This is a genomic window from Pseudomonas sp. MONT-RG-20F-20-E-7-02 (genome assembly GCF_022662395.1).
Lineage (GTDB): Bacteria > Pseudomonadota > Gammaproteobacteria > Pseudomonadales > Pseudomonadaceae > Aquipseudomonas.
In genome coordinates this window covers 271,374-290,396 of the sequence record NZ_JAKNQN010000006.1, presented here as the reverse complement: position 1 = coordinate 290,396, position 19,023 = coordinate 271,374, and the positions used below count along the sequence as shown (strand labels likewise).

Annotated in this window: 14 protein-coding genes; 6 read left to right on the top strand and 8 right to left on the bottom strand. The window is 62.2% G+C overall.

Features of this window, described 5'->3' with window-relative positions:
• Window positions 1-104 precede the first annotated feature (104 nt).
• A complete protein-coding gene (gene ptsP / locus L8I05_RS19190) occupies window positions 105-2,636 on the top strand; it encodes a phosphoenolpyruvate--protein phosphotransferase (RefSeq protein WP_242170989.1) in 2,532 nt (843 codons plus the stop codon).
• Window positions 2,637-2,638: 2 nt separating this feature from the next.
• On the top strand, window positions 2,639-2,917 hold the full coding sequence (locus tag L8I05_RS19185; RefSeq protein WP_242170987.1) for a PTS transporter subunit EIIB: 279 nt from the start codon (window positions 2,639-2,641) through the stop codon (window positions 2,915-2,917).
• Window positions 2,918-3,055: 138 nt separating this feature from the next.
• On the opposite strand, the gene mltF is transcribed toward L8I05_RS19185, so the two are convergent.
• The gene (mltF, locus tag L8I05_RS19180; RefSeq protein ID WP_242170985.1) at window positions 3,056-4,516 is read right to left on the bottom strand and encodes a membrane-bound lytic murein transglycosylase MltF; all 1,461 of its coding nucleotides are present in this window, start codon (window positions 4,514-4,516) and stop codon (window positions 3,056-3,058) included.
• A 287-nt stretch (window positions 4,517-4,803) separates the two neighbouring features.
• Here mltF and purL point away from each other — a divergent pair, with 287 nt between their 5' ends.
• The 4 genes from purL (at window position 4,804) to L8I05_RS19160 (ending at window position 10,282) form a co-directional block, all read left to right on the top strand.
• Complete coding sequence (gene purL / locus L8I05_RS19175; RefSeq protein WP_242170983.1) at window positions 4,804-8,700, top strand: phosphoribosylformylglycinamidine synthase; 3,897 nt, start codon at window positions 4,804-4,806, stop codon at window positions 8,698-8,700.
• Window positions 8,701-8,704: 4 nt separating this feature from the next.
• Window positions 8,705-9,016: an NGG1p interacting factor NIF3 gene (locus L8I05_RS19170; protein WP_159959633.1), complete on the top strand. Its 312-nt coding sequence runs from the start codon at window positions 8,705-8,707 to the stop codon at window positions 9,014-9,016.
• Between the two features lie 472 nt (window positions 9,017-9,488).
• The gene (locus L8I05_RS19165) at window positions 9,489-9,755 is read left to right on the top strand and encodes a DUF6124 family protein (protein ID WP_242170981.1); all 267 of its coding nucleotides are present in this window, start codon (window positions 9,489-9,491) and stop codon (window positions 9,753-9,755) included.
• 74 nt (window positions 9,756-9,829) lie between these two features.
• Window positions 9,830-10,282: a hypothetical protein gene (locus L8I05_RS19160; RefSeq protein ID WP_242170978.1), complete on the top strand. Its 453-nt coding sequence runs from the start codon at window positions 9,830-9,832 to the stop codon at window positions 10,280-10,282.
• A 128-nt stretch (window positions 10,283-10,410) separates the two neighbouring features.
• Here L8I05_RS19160 and nagE read toward each other — a convergent pair whose 3' ends face one another.
• The 7 genes from nagE to L8I05_RS19125 all read right to left on the bottom strand — a co-directional run bounded on the left by nagE (window position 10,411) and on the right by L8I05_RS19125 (window position 18,905).
• A complete protein-coding gene (nagE, locus tag L8I05_RS19155; RefSeq protein ID WP_242170975.1) occupies window positions 10,411-12,108 on the bottom strand; it encodes an N-acetylglucosamine-specific PTS transporter subunit IIBC in 1,698 nt (565 codons plus the stop codon).
• Window positions 12,109-12,134: 26 nt separating this feature from the next.
• The gene (ptsP, locus tag L8I05_RS19150) at window positions 12,135-14,645 is read right to left on the bottom strand and encodes a phosphoenolpyruvate--protein phosphotransferase (RefSeq protein WP_242170973.1); all 2,511 of its coding nucleotides are present in this window, start codon (window positions 14,643-14,645) and stop codon (window positions 12,135-12,137) included.
• 29 nt (window positions 14,646-14,674) lie between these two features.
• Window positions 14,675-15,697, bottom strand: a complete 1,023-nt coding sequence (locus L8I05_RS19145; RefSeq protein ID WP_242170971.1) for an SIS domain-containing protein — start codon at window positions 15,695-15,697, stop codon at window positions 14,675-14,677.
• Window positions 15,678-16,784: an N-acetylglucosamine-6-phosphate deacetylase gene (gene nagA, locus L8I05_RS19140; protein WP_242170969.1), complete on the bottom strand. Its 1,107-nt coding sequence runs from the start codon at window positions 16,782-16,784 to the stop codon at window positions 15,678-15,680. The genes L8I05_RS19145 and nagA overlap by 20 nt, the downstream gene beginning before the upstream one ends.
• Before the next feature lie 10 nt (window positions 16,785-16,794).
• Complete coding sequence (locus L8I05_RS19135) at window positions 16,795-17,553, bottom strand: GntR family transcriptional regulator (protein ID WP_242170967.1); 759 nt, start codon at window positions 17,551-17,553, stop codon at window positions 16,795-16,797.
• A gap of 263 nt (window positions 17,554-17,816) precedes the next feature.
• Window positions 17,817-18,320, bottom strand: coding sequence for a L,D-transpeptidase family protein (locus L8I05_RS19130; protein ID WP_177017072.1), 504 nt, complete (start codon window positions 18,318-18,320; stop codon window positions 17,817-17,819).
• Between the two features lie 36 nt (window positions 18,321-18,356).
• Complete coding sequence (locus L8I05_RS19125; RefSeq protein WP_242170965.1) at window positions 18,357-18,905, bottom strand: NUDIX hydrolase; 549 nt, start codon at window positions 18,903-18,905, stop codon at window positions 18,357-18,359.
• Window positions 18,906-19,023 lie beyond the last annotated feature (118 nt).

Here is a 19,023-nt window from a genome sequence, read left to right as displayed (position 1 = left end):
GTCTTACTCAGAAACCGAGTCGCCGGCATCGCAGGCAAGCCAGCTCCCACATTTGATCTTCGTTCGCCCTATGATTTTTACAGAACAAAACAGCAGGTGAAGTCATGACCACAACTCAACCCCTGGAACTGCTCGCGCCGCTGTCCGGTGTGCTGCTGGCGCTGGATCAGGTGCCCGACCCGGTGTTCGCCAGTCGCATGATCGGCGACGGCCTGTGCATCGATCCCACCTCGCAGACGCTTTGCGCGCCGCTGGCCGGGGTGATCAGCAGCATCCAGGACAGTGGTCATGCGGTCAGCGTTACCGATGACAACGGCGTCCAGGTGCTGATGCATATCGGCCTGGACACCGTAAACCTGGCAGGCCAAGGCTTCACGCCGTTGGTAAAGGAAGGCCAGTGCGTGGCGGTCGGGCAGCCGCTGATTGAATTCGATGCCGACTACGTAGCGCTCCATGCACGCAGTTTGCTGACCTTGATGCTGGTGGTCAGCGGCGAGCCGTTTACGCTGCTGACGCCGGACGGTGGCGTGGTGGATGTGGGCCAGCCGCTGTTGCGAGTCGCAACAGGCGAAGCAGCTGAAACGGCGAATGAGGAGGAGGGCGAAGCGCTGTTTTCCAAGCCGCTGACCCTGCCCAACGCCAACGGTTTGCACGCGCGCCCTGCGGCGGTGTTTGCCCAGGCGGCCAAGGGTTTCAATGCAAGCATTTACCTGCACAAGCAAACCCAGAGCGCCAACGCTAAGTCGATGGTGGCGATCATGGCGCTGCAAACCGTGAGGGGCGATACGGTGCAAGTGAGCGCGGCAGGTGATGACGCCGACGCGGCGATCAACGCCTTGGTGGCGTTGTTGGCCGAAGGCTGTGGCGAGACGGTCGCGGCAGTTGCTGCGGTGGCGGAACCGGTCGCGCCGCTGTCGTCGGCCAGCTTGCTGCGTGGCGTGTGTGCGTCCCCTGGTTCGGCGTTTGGCCAGGTGGTGCAAGTGGCCGAGCCAGCGTTGAAGATTACCGAAGCCGGCGCTGGCGAAGCGATCGAGCGTGCCGCACTGGAGCGTGGCCTGCTGGCGGCCACCGAGGCACTGCAAGCCCTGCAAGCCAAGGCGGCTGGCACTGCCCAGGCCGAGATCTTCCGTGCCCATCAAGAACTGCTCGAAGACCCCACCTTGCTTGAACAAGCCCACGCCCAACTGGCCAATGGCAAAAGCGCTGCCTTTGCCTGGAACCGCGCCACGCTGGCCACCGCCACCTTGTTCCAGGGCATGGGCAACGCGCTGCTCGCCGAACGGGCGGCGGACTTGGCCGACGTCGGCCAACGTGTGCTCAAGCTGATCCTCGGTATCGAGGACCGTGCCTGGGACTTGCCCGAGCAAGCCATCCTGATTGCCGAGCAACTGACTCCATCGCAAACCGCCAGCCTGGACACGCGCAAGGTGCTGGGGTTTGTCACCGTCGGTGGCGGTGCGACCAGCCATGTCGCGATCCTCGCCCGCGCACTCGGCCTGCCGGCGATTTGCGGTGTGCCGGTGCACGTGCTGACCCTGGCTAACGGCAAGCAGGTGCTGCTCGACGCCGATAAGGGCGAGCTGCACCTGGACCCGGACCTGGCCGAAATCGAGCAGCTGCAAGCTGCCCGCCAACAGCAGGTGTTGCGGCGCCAGCGGGAAGTGGCGCAGGCTGCTTTGCCGGCCATCACCCGCGACGGCCACCACGTCGAGGTCACGGCCAACGTTGCCTCGTTGCAGGAGGTGGAGCAGTCCTTGAGCTTGGGCGGTGAAGGTGTCGGCCTGCTGCGTTCGGAGTTCCTCTACCTGGACCGCAACCGCGCGCCCAGCCCTGAAGAACAAGCCGGCACCTACAGCGCCATCGCTCGCGCCCTGGGCTCCGAGCGCAATTTGGTGGTGCGCACCTTGGACGTCGGCGGCGACAAGCCGCTGGCCTATGTGCCGATGGAAAGCGAGACCAACCCGTTCCTCGGCTTGCGCGGTATTCGCCTGTGCCTGGAGCGCCCGGAACTGTTGCGCGAACAGTTCCGCGCAATCCTCGCCAGCGCCGGTTTCGCGCGGCTGCATATCATGTTGCCGATGGTCAGCCTGTTGTCGGAACTGCACTTGGCACGCACGATTCTTGAAGAGGAAGCGCTGGCGCTGGGGCTCAAGGAACTGCCGAAGCTGGGGATCATGATCGAGGTGCCGTCTGCGGCCTTGATGGCCGATGTCTTCGCCCCGCACGTGGATTTTTTCTCCATCGGCACCAATGACCTGACCCAATACACCCTGGCCATGGACCGCGACCACCCGCGCCTGGCCAGCCAGGCCGACAGCTTTCACCCCTCGGTGTTGCGCCTGATTGCAACCACCGTCAAGGCCGCGCACGCCCATGGAAAATGGGTCGGTGTGTGCGGCGCGCTGGCGTCCGAAGCGCTGGCGGTGCCGGTGTTGATCGGGCTTGGCGTGGATGAGTTGTCAGTCAGCGTACCGCTGATCCCGACCATCAAGGCCACCGTGCGCGAGCTGGACCTGGCGGACTGCCAAAGCATCGCCCGCCAGGTACTGGGTCTGGAAGAAGCAGCCCAGGTTCGCGAGGCCTTGCGTCTGTATCACGCGGCTACGGTTGAAACCTCACCTGTTGTGGAGCACTGAGCATGTTCGAGAAATTACAGCGCGCGTTCTGGAAAGCCCTGACCCCGGATTTGATTGCCGAGACGGTAACGGCGCCGACGCCGAGCCTGTTGTCGGCCGATGTACTGAAGGCATTGGGTGGCGCGGATAATCTCAAGTCACAACAGCGCGTGGCGCTGACACGGGTGCGTGTGCAACTGCAGGATGCGGGGCGGCTGGATGCGCAGGCGCTGAAAGCGGCGGGTGTGCCAGGGGTGATGGTGTTGACGGGCGGCGTGGTGCACCTGCTCATCGGCTTCTGAAGCCAGGCGCAGATCAAAATGTGGGAGCGGGCTTGCCCGCGATAGCGGTGTGTCAGGTAACGAATAGGTTGACTGGCCGGCCGCCATCGCGGGCAAGCCCGGCTCCCACAGGGTTATGTGTTGTGGGGGAGATTGGGGTTACAGCTGCGGGTTATCTTCCGGCGGCTTGGTCTTATCCACACCCGGCACATGCAAGTTGCCTTCGACCACCTGGTTGCCTTCCAACTGCGGCTGCGTGACCCAAGTCAGAATGTCGTAATACCGCCGGATGTTCGCCACAAAATGCACCGGCTCACCGCCACGCGCATAACCGTAGCGAGTCTTGCTGTACCACTGCTTCTGCGCCAGGCGCGGCAGCATCTTCTTCACGTCCAGCCACTTGTTCGGGTTCAGGCCGTCCTTCTTCGCTAACGTGCGCGCGTCTTCCAGGTGACCGGTGCCGACGTTGTAGGCCGCGAGGGCGAACCAGGTGCGGTCCGGCTCGGCGATGCTGTCGTCCAGCTCATCCTTGATCTTGGCCAGGTATTTGGCGCCGCCCATGATGCTTTGCTTGGCGTCCAGGCGGTTGGACACGCCCATGGCCTGGGCGGTGTTCTGGGTCAGCATCATCAGGCCACGTACGCCGGTCTTGGAGGTCACGGCCGGTTGCCACAGCGACTCCTGATAACCGATGGCGGCGAGCAGGCGCCAATCGACTTTTTCTTCCTTGGCGTAGGTACGGAAGTGCTTCTCGTATTTGGGCAAGCGTTGCTGCAAGTGCTGGGCAAAGGTGTAGGCGCCGACGTAGCCGAGTACATCGACATGCCCGTAATAGCGGTCTTTAAGACGCTGCAGGGTGCCGTTCTTTTCAACTTTATCCAGGTAGCTGTTGATCTCGTTGAGCAGGCTGTTGTCATCACCCGCCGCCACGGCCCAGCTCTGATTGCTGGCATTGCCGAGGTCGAACGCCACGCGCACGTTGGGGAAGTACACCTGGTTCATCGCGACTTCGTTGGAGTCCACCAGGGTCAGGTCGATTTGCCCCTCGTCGACCATGCGCAGTAAGTCGACCACCTCAACGGCGTCGGATTCTTCGTATTCAATCGCAGGGTTCTGCTTTTTAAGCGCCGCCAGTTGCTCGGCGTGGGTGCTGCCCTTGAGCACCATGATCTTTTTGCCCACCAGGTCCGCCGCCGTGGTCGGGCGGGACTGGCCGTTGCGGTAGATGATCTGCGGCGTCACTTCCAGATAAGGATGGGAAAAACGCACCTGTTGCGCGCGCTGCTCGCTGCTGACCAGGCCGGCGGCGGCCAATACCGGACCGTTGGGTTTGCCCAACTGGCCGAACAGGTCATCGAGGTTGTCGGCGGTCTCAATCTCCAGCTTTACCCCCAGGTCATCGGCAAAACGCTTGACCAGTTCGTACTCGAAACCGGTTTCACCGTTGCGGTCCTGGAAATAAGTCGCCGGGCTGTTCCGGGTAATCACCCGCAATACGCCATCCTCCTTGATTCGCTCGAGCGTGCTGGGCTTATCAACACAGGCGCTGAGCATCAGGAAGAGTCCGGTTGCGATGAGCCATTTGGCACATCGCGGGCGCAAAGCAGTAGGGGAGAACATCTGCGCAGTATACGCAAACGACCCACGGCGCCATATATCGACAGCGGGGGACTTGTCTGCTAGCACCCCTGAAACTGGGCTGCAGCCCGCAGAAACGCGGGTTGACGAGGGTTTGTGACGGTTAAAATAACTGCGCGCAACCCGGTGAAAAACGCCCCGATACTGTGCAAAGCGTGCCAACTGACGTTCGGCAACGGCCAGCCGTGCCGTTTCGGGTGCCGTTGGCGGCGGTTTACGCTAGAATGCACGGCCTCAAAGCACACCCCCTTCCCGAGGCTGTCCCGAAGATGTTGATCCTGCGCGGCGCTCCTGCCCTTTCTGCCTTTCGCCACAGCAAACTCCTTGAGCAACTGAGCCAAAAGGTTCCAGCGGTTACAGGCTTGTATGCTGAATTTGCTCACTTCGCCGACGTTACCGGCGTATTGACCGCCGACGAACAGCAAGTGCTGGCACGCCTTCTGAAGTACGGCCCAAGCGTTCCCGTTCAAGAGCCTAATGGCCGCTTGTTCCTGGTTCTGCCACGGTTCGGCACCATCTCGCCCTGGTCGAGCAAGGCCAGTGATATCGCCCGCAACTGTGGCCTGGAAAAAATCCAGCGCCTGGAGCGCGGTATCGCTTTCTACGTCGCCGGCCAGTTCAGCGATGCCGACGCCGAGTTGATCGCCAGCAGCCTGCACGACCGCATGACCCAGATCATCGTCAGCCAGCTGGAACAGGCTGCCGGTCTGTTCAGCCATGCCGAGCCAAAACCGCTGACCGCGATTGACGTGCTCGGCGGTGGCCGCGCCGCCCTCGAGAAGGCCAACACCGAACTGGGCCTGGCCCTGGCCGAAGACGAGATCGACTACCTGGTCAACGCCTTCAACGGCTTGAAGCGCAACCCCCACGACATCGAACTGATGATGTTTGCGCAGGCCAACTCCGAGCACTGCCGTCACAAGATCTTCAACGCCAGTTGGGACATCGACGGCGAAAGCCAGGAAAAAAGCCTGTTCGGCATGATCAAGAACACCTACGTGATGCACAGCGAAGGTGTTCTTTCTGCTTATAAGGACAACGCCTCGGTGATCGTCGGCTCCGTCGCCGGCCGTTTCTTCCCGGACCCTGAAACCCGCCAATACGGTGCGGTACAGGAACCGGTGCACATCCTGATGAAGGTTGAAACCCACAACCACCCAACCGCGATTGCCCCGTTCCCGGGCGCAGCCACCGGTTCCGGCGGTGAAATTCGTGACGAGGGCGCAACCGGCCGTGGCGCCAAGCCAAAGGCGGGCCTGACCGGTTTCACCGTGTCCAACCTGCAGATTCCAGGCTTCGAACAGCCGTGGGAAGTGCCGTACGGCAAGCCTGAGCGCATCGTAACCGCGCTGGACATCATGATCGAAGGCCCACTGGGCGGCGCCGCGTTCAACAACGAATTCGGCCGCCCGGCGCTGACCGGTTACTTCCGTACCTTCGAGCAGTCCATCACCACCCCGCGTGGCGATGAAGTGCGCGGCTACCACAAGCCAATCATGTTGGCCGGCGGCATGGGCAACATCCGCGAAGAACACGTCAAGAAAGGCGAGATCCTGGTCGGCTCCAAGCTGATCGTCCTCGGCGGCCCGGCGATGTTGATCGGCCTGGGCGGCGGCGCAGCCTCTTCCATGGCCACCGGCACCAGCTCGGCGGACCTGGACTTCGCGTCCGTACAGCGCGAAAACCCAGAGATGGAACGCCGCTGCCAGGAAGTTATCGACCGTTGCTGGCAGTTGGGTGACAAGAACCCGATCAGCTTCATCCACGACGTCGGCGCCGGTGGTTTGTCCAACGCCTTCCCGGAACTGGTCAACGATGGCGACCGTGGTGGCCGTTTCGAACTGCGTAACATTCCAAACGACGAGCCGGGCATGGCCCCGCACGAAATCTGGAGTAACGAATCCCAGGAACGTTACGTACTGGCCGTTGGCCCTGAAGACTTCGCGCGCTTCCAGGCCATCTGCGAACGTGAGCGTTGCCCGTTTGCGGTAGTCGGCGAAGCCACTGCCGAGCCACAGCTGACGGTGACCGACAGCCACTTCGGCAACAGTCCGGTCGACATGCCACTCGAAGTGCTGCTGGGCAAAGCCCCGCGCATGCACCGTTCGGCCGTGCGTGAAACCGAGTTGGGCGATGACTTCGACCCAAGCAGCCTCGACCTGACCGACAGCATCGAGCGCGTGCTGCACCACCCGGCCGTGGCCAGCAAAAGCTTCCTGATCACCATCGGCGACCGCACCATCACCGGTCTTGTGGCCCGTGACCAAATGGTTGGCCCATGGCAAGTTCCGGTGGCTGACGTTGCCGTCACCGCCACCAGCTTCGACGTGTACACCGGTGAAGCCATGGCCATGGGCGAGCGCACGCCGCTGGCCCTGCTGGACGCCCCGGCGTCGGGCCGCATGGCCATTGGTGAAACCCTCACCAACATCGTTGCGTCGCGCATCGGCAAGCTGTCCGACATCAAACTGTCGGCCAACTGGATGTCCGCTGCCGGTCACCCCGGTGAAGACGCGCGCCTGTACGACACCGTCAAGGCTGTCGGCATGGAGCTGTGCCCGGAGCTGGGTATCACCATTCCGGTGGGCAAGGACTCCATGTCCATGGCCACCCGTTGGAACGAAGACGGCACCGACAAGAGCGTCACTTCGCCGCTGTCGCTGATCGTCACCGGCTTTGCGCCGGTTACCGACATCCGCCAGACCCTGACCCCGCAACTGCGCATGGACAAAGGCACCACCGATCTGATCCTGATCGACCTGGGCCGTGGCCAGAACCGCATGGGCGCCTCGATCCTCGCGCAAACCCACGGCAAGCTCGGCAAGCACGCGCCGGACGTGGATGACGCCGAAGACCTGAAAGCCTTCTTCGCCGTGATCCAGGGCCTGAACGCCGACGGCCACCTGCTGGCTTACCACGACCGTTCCGACGGTGGTTTGCTGACCAGCGTGGTAGAGATGGCCTTCGCCGGTCACTGTGGCCTGAACATCGTGCTCGACAGCGTTGCCGAGGATGCATCCGAAATCAACGGCATCCTGTTCAACGAAGAGTTGGGCGCCGTGATCCAGGTTCGCCAGGACGCTACCCCGGACGTACTCGCACAGTTCAGCGCTGCTGGCCTGGACGATTGCGTGGCGGTGATCGGCCAGCCGATCAACAACGGCGAAATCAACATCTCGTTCAACGGCGACACCGTGTTTGCCGGCCAGCGCCGCTTGCTGCAACGCCAGTGGGCCGAGACCAGCTACCAGATCCAGCGCCTGCGTGATAACGCCGACTGCGCCGAACAGGAATTCGACGTGATCCTGGAAGAAGACAACCCGGGCCTGAGCACCAAGCTCAGCTTCGACGTCAACCAGGACATCGCCGCGCCTTACATCAAAAAAGGCATTCGCCCACAGGTTGCCGTACTGCGTGAGCAGGGCGTCAACGGCCAAGTGGAAATGGCGGCCGCGTTCGACCGCGCCGGCTTTAATGCGATCGACGTGCACATGAGCGACATCCTCGCCGGTCGCGTTGACCTCAACGCGTTCAAAGGCCTGGTCGCCTGCGGTGGTTTCTCCTACGGTGACGTGCTGGGTGCCGGTGAGGGCTGGGCCAAATCGGCCCTGTTCAACAGCCGTGCCCGCGACGCATTCCAAGGCTTCTTCGAGCGCAACGACAGCTTCACCCTGGGCGTGTGCAACGGTTGCCAGATGATGTCCAACCTCAGCGAACTGATCCCGGGCAGCGAGTTCTGGCCGCACTTTGTGCGTAACCGTTCCGAGCAGTTCGAAGCCCGTGTCGCCATGGTGCAGGTGCAAGAGTCCAACTCGATCTTCCTGCAAGGCATGGCCGGTTCGCGCATGCCAATCGCCATCGCCCACGGTGAAGGCCATGCCGAGTTCGAAAGCGAAGAAGCCCTGCTCGAAGCCGACTTGTCCGGCTGCGTGGCCATGCGTTTCGTCGACAACCACGGCAAGGTCACCGAAAGCTACCCGGCCAACCCGAACGGCTCGCCGCGCGGGATCACCGGCCTTACCAGCCGCGACGGCCGCGTGACCATCATGATGCCGCACCCGGAGCGTGTTTTCCGCGCCGTACAGAACTCGTGGCGCCCGGAAGAGTGGAACGAAGACGGCGCCTGGATGCGCATGTTCCGTAACGCGCGCGTGTGGGTGAACTAAGGCGGTGTACAAGCTCAGCTTCTTTGTGCCCGCAAGCCATGTGGAGACGGTGAAAACCGCCGTCTTCGCCGCTGGCGGCGGGCGTATCGGCAACTACGACAGCTGCGCCTGGCAAGTGCTGGGCCAGGGCCAATTCCGCGCGTTGGACGGCAGCCAGCCGTTTCTCGGGCAGGTCGGCCAGGTTGAAGTGGTTGAAGAGTGGAAGGTTGAGCTGGTGGTGGCGGATGAGTTGATTGTGGCGGTTGTGGCTGCTTTGAAACTCAGTCATCCGTATGAAACACCGGCATATGAGGTGTGGCAGTTGGCGGATTTTTGATTCGCAGATTGCAAAAACAAGAAACCCGCTGGACCAGTTTGGTCAGCGGGTTTTTTGTTGCCTGTACGGGCCAATCGCAGGCAAGCCAGCTCCCACATTCGACCGCGTGATCATGTCGTACATCAACCCACTGTGGGAGCTGGCTTGCCTGCGAAGGCGTCGGGACAGGCGCCTCAGACCTTTCCCACAGGCCTTTCAGGTTGTCCCTCGGAACTGGCCTCACTAATCTTCTCGGGTCGCTGCCAATGTGGCGACCGGGACTGCAAGCCCGCCGATAGTTTGTTAGTACTCAACAGCACACCTATAATCGTGCCGCTTTCATAAAGCGGTTATTGAGTCATGGTGGCTGTGTGCGGGAGATCCTCGGGTCTGCCGGGGTTCCTAACAACTCGGTCTTGCAGGCCCGTACACAGCTGCCACCCATCATCTGCAAGTGATGTCGGTAGCTCCCATTTTTGTTAGGAGTTTTACCATGATCAAAGACAGTCCAAATCCTCCATCTGACTCTCAGCCCGCCGACCAAATCTTCACCATACTCCCCAACCTGAACAGTGAAACCCTCCTCGCCAATGCCTCCCAAGACCTCGCATCCGTGCAGGCGTTGGCGGGCAATCTGGCGTTTGACATCGACGGCCCGCAGCGTGATGCGGTGCTGGGGATTCACCGGATGTTGGAAGGTATCCAGTTGATGGTGGATCGGGTATTGGATCTTCACGAAGTACCAGCACCCACTAGCTGATCGTTATGTTGGCAACAAGGAGCCACCTAGATCCATCCTGACCAACATTCTGCACGATTATCTGGAGACTGAAGTTGACGAAGCCTTTTAACGCTCCCGTCCTGTCATCCGCCTTGGATACGCTGGTCAAAAGCCCTTTGAATCAGGCTGATGATGCTGCTCTTGTCTGTGCAGCAAAAGCGGTTTGGTACTCGGACGCGAACCCTGTGGGCGAGGTGAGGGCTTTTCTAAAGGCACATTCCAGTGAAGTGGAGCTTCGTCGCGCAGGCTATTTGCTTGAGCGCTTTACGCGCTTTTCATGTGCGACGGATACTCGGGTAATGGAAGCGTTGAAGGCCCTTGAGTTATTTTCGGCTTCTGCCGCCAAGCAAGAAGTGAAACCACAAGGCGCTGTTGCGCTGCGCAGCCGTCGTGATGAACTCGCGCTGTCTTGGGGGTTGAGTGAGGGGCTGGGTTTGAAGGCTCAAGCGCTGATGCCTTTCCAGACGCGCCATTACGAAGCCGAGCAGCGTGCGGCGTCTGCTTAGGCGTTGATCGTTCCCACGCTCCGCGTGGGAATGCATCCTGTGACGCTCCGCGTCACCCTTGTGCAGGGCTTGAGCGGGACGCGGAGCGTCCTGGGCGGCATTCCCACGCAGAGCGTGGGAACGATCGGTCAGGCGTTGATAGGGCGGGTAACCAACCGCTCCAAAGCCTCACCCAAACCCAAGGCCTTTTCACCAATCAACAAGTGCCAAACGCCACTGTCCAGCTGGCTCACACCCTGGCAGCCCAGCGCCGTCAGATCAGCTTCAGACAACACCGAATCATCCCCCAACTCCACCCGCAGCCGGGTCACCGCCACGGCGTCCAACTGCCGTACATTTTCACGGCCACCCAAGGCCTTCAGCCATTTCTCGGCCTCCTGCACATTCACCGCAACCGGCTTATCCACAGGCGCAACCGCCACCGGCGCGCTGGCAACAAATGACGGCATGGCCAAGCGAATCTCATCAGCAATGCTGTCGGCCATCGGCCCGACCACCACCTGTAAGCTGCCGCCGTTACCCGGCCGAACCACGGCCATCGCGCCGAGTGCTTTGAGCTCTGCATCCACCGCCTTGTTGCGATCCACCATGTCCAAGCGCAGACGCGTGGTGCAGGCGCCGACACTCAGCAAATTATCCGCACCGCCCAGCGCACGGATATACGCACCGGCCCGTTGGTTATCACTCATCGCCTCAGCCTGCACCACCTGGATATCTTCACGACCCGGCGTTTTCAGGTTGAAGCGGCGAATGCAGTAGTTGAACACGCTGTAGTAGATCACCGCGTATGCCAACCCGACCGGGAACACCAGCCAGCCGTTGGTGGACTTGCCCCAGCCGAGCACCATGTCGATAAACCCGCCGGAGAAGGTAAAACCGAGGTGGATATTCAGCATGTTGGTCACGGCCATCGACAGGCCCGTGAGTACCGCGTGAATCAGGTACAAAAACGGCGCCAGGAACATGAACGCGAATTCAATCGGCTCCGTCACGCCGGTCAAAAACGAGGTCAGCGCCATCGACAGGAAAATCCCGCCCATCACTTTGCGGCGCTCGGGCAGCGCGTTGCGGTACATCGCCAGGCACGCGGCGGGCAGGCCGAACAGCATCACCGGGAACATGCCGGTCATGAATTGGCCGCCTTTTGGGTCGCCGGCGAAGTAGCGGGTCAGGTCGCCCGTGACGACGGCGCCGGTGGTCGGGTCGGTAAAGGTGCCGAACACGAACCACGCCATGTTGTTGAGGATATGGTGCAGGCCGGTAACGATCAGCAGGCGGTTGAACACGCCGAACACGAAGGCGCCCAAGCTGCCGCTTTCCATCAGCAGCACGCCGAAGCTGTTGATGCCGTGCTGGATCGGCGGCCAGATCAGGCCAAAGATCACGCCCAGGGCAACCGCCGAAAACCCGGTGACAATCGGCACAAAGCGTCGCCCACCAAAGAAGGCGAGGTACTCCGGCAGCTTGATGTCCTTGAAGCGGTTATACAGCCCGCCCGCCATCAAACCGCTGGCGATACCCGCGAGCATGCCCATGTTGATAGTGGTGTCCATCACCTTGAGCGTGGAGACCATCACCAGGTAACCAATCGCGCCGGCCAGGCCCGCCGTGCCGTTATTGTCGCGGGCAAACCCCACGGCAATACCGATGGCGAAGATCAGCGCGAGGTTGGCGAAAATCGCCTGCCCGGCATCGTGCATCACGGCGATGTTGAGCAAGTCGGTGTCGCCCAGGCGCAGCAAGAGGCCGGCGATCGGCAAAATCGCGATCGGCAGCATCAGCGCGCGGCCCAGGCGTTGTAAGCCTTCGATAAAATGTTGGTACATGGCGTGTCTCCCTATTCTTGTTGTTGTCAGCTCAGCGGCCAGTGGTGTTGACAGGCTTGGCGAACCGCCTTGGCGCTGCTCAGGTCGAGCAGCCCGAGACTCAGTTGCCGGCATTGAGCCGCGTCCAAGTGGCGGACGCGGTCCTTGATTTCTCCGATTTGCGGCGGGCTTACCGACAGCTCGCTGACGCCCAGGCCGACCAGCACCGGTGTCGCCAGTGGGTCGGACGCCAGGGCACCACACACACCGACCCAACGCCCGTGTTTGGCTGCGCCGGCGCAGGTCTGCGCGATCAGCCTGAGCAGCGCCGGGTGCAGCGCATCAACGCGAGCGGCGAGGCCGGCGTGGTCGCGGTCCATGGCCAGGGTGTACTGGGACAGGTCATTGGTGCCGATGGACAGAAAGTCCGCATGCCTGGCGAGTTGCTCGGCCATCAATGCGGCGGCGGGCACTTCGATCATCACGCCCAGCTCCGGGCGTTGGCTCAGTTCCAGCTCGGCGCACAGCTCATCCAGGCGCTGGCGGATTTGCAGCAGTTCGTCGACTTCACTGACCATCGGCAGCAGGATGCGGCAACGCTCCAACGGGCTGACTTGCAGCAGCGCGCGCAGTTGCTGGTCGAGCAATTCGGGACGCACCTGGGCCATGCGAATACCGCGCAAGCCCAACACCGGGTTGGCCTCGATGGGCAGCGGCAGGTAGTCGAGCTGTTTGTCGCCGCCCACGTCGATGGTGCGGATGATCACCGCCTTGTCGCCCATGGCATCCAGCACGGCTTGATAAGCCTGGCGCTGTTCCTGTTCATCCGGCGCGGTGCGACGGTCGACGAAGAGGAATTCAGTGCGCAGCAGGCCGACGCCATCGGCGCCGTTCTCAAACGCCACTTGGGCTTCGGCGCTGGAGGCGACATTAGCGGCCACTTCGATGCGCACGCCATCGCGAGTTTGCGCCGCTTGGTGCGCCTGGGCCTGTTGTTGCTCGCGGCGCAGTTTTTGCGCGTCGCGAATCTGATGCACCTCGGCGTGACGCGCTTCGCTGGGAGCCAGTTCCAGGCGACCATTGGCCGCGTCGAGTACCACGCGTTGGCCTTGCGGCACATCGAGTACTTCTGCGCCCAACGCCACCACGCAGGGCAGGCCTTTGCCACGGGCCAAAATCGCCACGTGGGAGGTGGCGCCGCCTTCGGCCATGCAGATGCCCGCAGCGTGTTGTGCGCTCAATTGCAGCAGGTCGGATGGCGTCAGTTCATGGGCGCTGACAATCGCCCCGGCAGGCAATTCGAAGTGCCAGGCTTCACCCAGCAGCGCGCGCAGCACCCGTTGCTGCAAGTCGCGCAGGTCATTGGAACGCTCGGCAAACAGCGGTTTGCCGAGTGCCAGCAATACCGCGCATTGCGCCTGGATCGCATCGCGCCAGGCGTGGGTGGCGGCGCTGCCTTGCTCGATGGCGGCGGTGGCCGCTTCCAACAGGGCCGGGTCTTCCAGCAGGGCGAGGTGGGCGGCGAAGATCTCTTCTTCATCAATGTTTTTGCGTTGGCGAGCGTGGTCCAGCGTCGTGCGGATCTCGCCGCGCACTTGCTCAAGGGCCGCATCCAGGCGTTGCAGTTGGTCGTCGGCGGAGTGGTTGCGGGTGTCTGCCGGCAGTTCGATACCGCTCAAGCGAAACATCGGCCCGCAGACCAGGCCCGGCGCAGCACACACACCTTGCAGTACGCCAACTTCGGTGTTCGCAGGGCGCGCAGCAACGGCCACCGGCGCGTGATGTTCTTCACTGACGGCCACCGACAGCGCCGCCACCAACGCCTGCAACGCCGCCTCGCAATCCTTGCCGCGACAGGTGACGCGTACTTCGTCGCCTTCACCGATGCCCAGCCCCAGCAAGCCAATCAGGCTGTCGCATGGCGCCGACTTCCCGGCAAAGTGCAACTGCGCGTGGCTGCTGAAGCCTTGCGCGGTTTTGCGGATCAACGCAGCGGGGCGTGCATGCAAACCGCCACGGTGAGTAATGCGCACGCTGGCGCGGACTTCGGTCACCGAGTTATCCACAGCCGCCAGCGGGGCTGCCGCCGAGCGCGGCACAATCTGCAGCAAGGGCTCACCGACCTTGACGGTGTTTGCCGCCACCGGGCGCAGTTCAAAGCGCTCGCCATTGGTGAGGATAATCAGGCTGACCAGGCTTTTGCACTGGCGCGCAATGCGGTCCAGATCAAACTGCACCAGCGCCTGGCTTTTGCTGACACGCGCGCCTTCCTTGACCAGCAGCGCAAACCCTTCGCCGTTCAGTTCCACGGTGTCGATGCCCACATGCATCAACACTTCGGCGCCGTTGTCGGCACGAATCGTCAGTGCATGCCCGGTGCGCGCGACGTGGATGATCACGCCGTCACACGGCGCGTGCAGGCAATCGTTCAGCGGGTCGATGGCCATACCGTCGCCCATCGCGCCGCTGGCGAACACTTCGTCGGGAACGTTGCCCAGGGTCAGCACCGGGCCACTGAGTGGGGCGCTTAGGGTCAATTCATTATTCTTGTTGGACATGGGCACGGTACTCATCAGGAAAACGCGACTCAGTGAGTGCGGGTAACTTTGCTCAGGTGACGCGGCTGGTCCGGGTCCATGCCCCGGGCTTGCGCCAGGCCTGCGGCCATTACGTAAAAGCTTTGTATCGCCAGGATTGGGTCCAGGCTCGGGTGTTCGGCACGGCTCAGGGTCAGGTCGCGTTCGCTGATATCGTCCGGCGCGGCCAGCAGCACACGGGCGCCGCGTTGGCGCATGTCGGCGGCCAGGCTCAACAGGCCGGCTTGCTCGGCGCCACGTGGGGCGAAAATCAGCAGCGGGTAGTTCTCGTCGATCAAGGCCATCGGCCCGTGGCGCACTTCGGCGCTGCTAAAGGCTTCGGCCTGGATCGCCGAGGTTTCCTTGAGCTTGAGCGCGGCTTCCTGGGCGATGGCAAAACCAGCGCCCCGGCCGATCACCATCAAGCGCTGGCTGTCACGCAGGGCGTCGATGGCGGTGCTCCAATCCTGCCTGGCGGCGGCACGCAACTCGTCAGGCAAGGCGCGGCAGGCTTGCAGCAGGTCGGCCTCCTGGTTCCAGTGGCCGATCAATTGCGCGCTGGCGCTGAGGGTGGCGATAAAACTTTTGGTCGCCGCCACGCTGTGTTCCGGCCCGGCGCACAGCGGCAGGTGGAATTCGCAGGCGGCTTCCAGCGGTGACTCTTCGGCGTTGACCAGCGAAATGCTCAGGGCACCGCGTTTGCGCAGCAGGCGCAGGCTGTTGACCAGGTCCGGGCTTTGCCCCGACTGCGAGAAACCGAACGCCACCTGGCCGCTGACTTTCAACGGTGCCTGCAACAAGGTCACCACCGACATCGGCAACGACGCCACCGGAATGCCCACGTGCTGCATGGCCAGGTAGGCAAAGTAGCTGGCGGCATGGTCCGAACTGCCACGGGCAATGGTCATGGCCACTTGCGGCGGCTGACGGCGCAGGCGCCCGGCGACTTCTTCCAGCAGCGGGTCCAGGCGTTGCAGCTGCGCCGCGACGGCGTCACAGGAGGCCAGGGCCTCTTCAAGCATTTTTGAAGTCAATGGTTTCTCCTTCGACCATTACGTCGGTGAGGTGCAGGGAGCGGTCCAGGCGCACGCAGTCGGCAAAGCTGCCGGGTTGCAGGCGGCCGCGTTCTTCCAGGCCCAGGTAATCCGCAGGAAATTGCGACAGGCGTTGTGAGGCTTCGCTGATCGGCAGGCCGATTTTCACCAGGTTGCGCAGCGCCTGATCCATGGTCAGGATGCTGCCGGCCAAGGTGCCGTCCGCCAGGCGCACGCCGCCCAGGCATTTGGTCACGGTGTGGCTGCCCAGCTTGTATTCGCCGTCGGGCATGCCGGCGGCGGCGGTTGAATCGGTGACGCAGTACAGGCACGGGATTGCACGCAGGGCCACGCGCATGGCGCCGGGGTGCACGTGCAGCAAGTCGGGGATCAACTCGGCGTACTTGGCGTGGGCCAGCGCGGCGCCGACGATGCCCGGCTCGCGGTGATGCAGCGGGCTCATGGCGTTGTACAAATGCGTGAAGCTGGTGGCGCCGGCTGCGAGGGCGGCGACGCCTTCTTCATAGCTGCCCAGGGTGTGGCCGATCTGCATGCGCACGCCGCGTTGGCTGAGCGCGCGAATCAAGGCGTCATGCCCGGCGATTTCCGGTGCGATAGTGATCACCCGGATCGGCGCCAGGCGCAGATAGGCCTCCACTTCGGCCATCAGCGCGGTGTGGGCGAAGTTGGGTTGGGCGCCGAGTTTGCCTGGGTTGATGTAGGGGCCTTCCAGGTGCACGCCAAGTACACGGGCGCTGCCGGTCGGGCGTTGTTCGCAGAAGCTGCCCAGTTCGCCGAGCACGCGGGAGATTTCGTTCACCGGTGCCGTCATGGTGGTCGCCAGCAATGACGTCGTACCAAAACGCACGTGGGTGCGGGTGATGGTCTCGAAGGCGTCGACGCCTTCCATGATGTCTTTGCCGCCACCGCCGTGTACGTGCAGGTCGATAAAGCCCGGCAGCAAGTAGGGCAGGTCGTTGTCTGCCGGGTCGCACGGCGTGCCTTCGATGGCGACCACCTTGCCGTGTTCGTGCACCAGGCGGCCGCGAATCCAGCCGTGGGGCGTGAGGATATTGTCTTCGGACATGGGCAGTTCTCTAACGTCGCAGTTCAGCGGAATAGTCATGACGGCGCAGCTCTGCGACAAAGTCGTAGTAGTCGTTGCGGCAGTAGGTGTCGGTGATTTCAATCGGCGTGTTATCGGCGGTGTAGCCGACCCGCGTCATCAGCAGCATGGCGGTGCCGGGGGCGATGCCCACCAGCTTGGCGAACTCATCGGAGGCGTTGATCGCCTGGATGTGCTGCAGCGCACGCACGATGGGCTTGCCGATGCTTTCCAGGTATTCGTACAGCGAATTGCCGATGGCTTGCGGCTGCGGCAGTACCGAGGCGGGCATGGCGGTCATTTCAATCGCCATCACCGTGTCATCGGCTTTACGCAGGCGTTTGAGGCGCGCGACTTTGTCGGTCGGCGACAGGCCCAGGCGGATCAGCTCTTCGTGGGTTGGCGGGGTGATGTCGCGTTCCAGCCATTGTGACGTGGGCACAAAACCCTTGAGTCGCAGCATCTCGCTGAAGCCCGACAGGCGTGACAGCGGTTGTTCCAGGCGCGGTGTGATGAAGGTGCCGGAGCCTTGGCTGCGGCGAATCAGGCCTTGGGCGAACAACACTTCCAGCGCTTTGCGTGCAGTCACCCGCGAAATGCTCAGTTGCTCGCTGAGGGCGCGTTCCGACGGCAAGGCCTGCTCGGATTTCCACTGGCCGGCATGGATCGCCGCTTCCAGGTTGCGCGCCAGCTGCAGGTACAGCGGCGTAGATTGTTTGTCGTCGGGGCGCAGCGTCAGGATGGGGTTCATCTGTGAAGGTTCCGATGCGGTTATTGGAGTGTTGTCGCCCGGTAGTGGCCGGAAATTAATACCACTTAAATACCATGTCAATGCTGCCAAAACGGTGCGAATCCCGGTTTGTGGGCGCTTTAATGGTGCCTGGTATCAAGTGGTATTAGAGAGGTCTTTATCGCGCGCAGAACTACGCAGCCCGGCGCGGTGAACTGGTATTCACCGGCGGGCGCTGCCAGGGGCAGGAATTATTTTCAGATTATTTTACGAACGGTACGAAACTAGGGGCGAATCTCGATCATGGTGCCGTCTTTGACCAGGTTCCAGACTTCGCGCATGTCCACGTTGCGCATGCCGATGCAGCCGTCGGTCCAGTCCAGGGTGTGGAACCACTGCTCCGGGTATTCCTCGGTGTCGGGCGTGCCGTGGATCATGATCATGCTGCCCGGCTTCACGCCTTCGCGGCGCGCGCGCGCGGAGTCGCTGATGTTCGGGTAGGAGATGTGCATGGCCAGGTTGAAGCGGTCGCTGGTTTTGCGCCAGTCGATCCAATAGAAGCCTTCCGGCGTGCGGCGGTCGCCTTCAACCAGCTTGGTGCCTTTGGGGTTTTTACCGAGGGAAATGCGATAGGTCTTCAGCGGCTTGCCGTCATTGATCAACTGCAACTGGTGGGCGGACTTGAGCACCAGGATTTTTTCCACAGGTTTGCCGCCGATGATTTCCACCGTGGAGGCCGACGAAAAGGTAGCGAACGACAGGCAGATCAAAGCGAGCAACAGACGCATTAAAACGGTTTCCCTTAGAGGCTATCTGCCGGTTTTTTATTCGGTGGGTTTGCCCATGGGCGGTACAGCTTCGCTGCGCACCGGGAACGCCTGCTGCCGACGGTCAGCGAAAAAGTATTCTAAAGTACGCCCGACCGTGCGGAAAGCCAGCTCTGACCAAGGGATGTCGGCTTCATCGAACAGCTTCACTTCAAGGCTTTCGGGGCCTGCGGCAAAGTCGAGGTCGACCAGTTCGGCGCGGAAGAAGACATGCACCTGGCTGATATGCGGCACATCGATCAGCGTGTAAATGCTCAGGTTGCGCACGCGGGCGCAGGCTTCTTCCAGGGTTTCGCGGGCGGCGGCCTGTTCCACGGTCTCGCCGTTCTCCATAAAGCCTGCGGGCAGGGTCCAGTAACCCAGGCGTGGTTCGATGGCGCGGCGGCACAGCAGCACTTTATCGCCCCAGACCGGCACGGTGCCGGCGACGATGTTGGGGTTTTGATAATGAATGGTCGAGCAGTGATCACACACATAACGCAGGCGTGTGTCGCCTTCGGGAATGTGCTGAGTGACCGGTTTACCGCACTGGCTGCAGAAGTTCATGCTGGGGTTCCTGGAGAGTGGGCCTATCTTGGCTTGACGGGCAGGGCCCTGCAAGTTGTCGTTTCGCGACATGCGCAGGGTTTGGGGTTGGGTGCCTGCCCGCTTTGGTGCATGATGC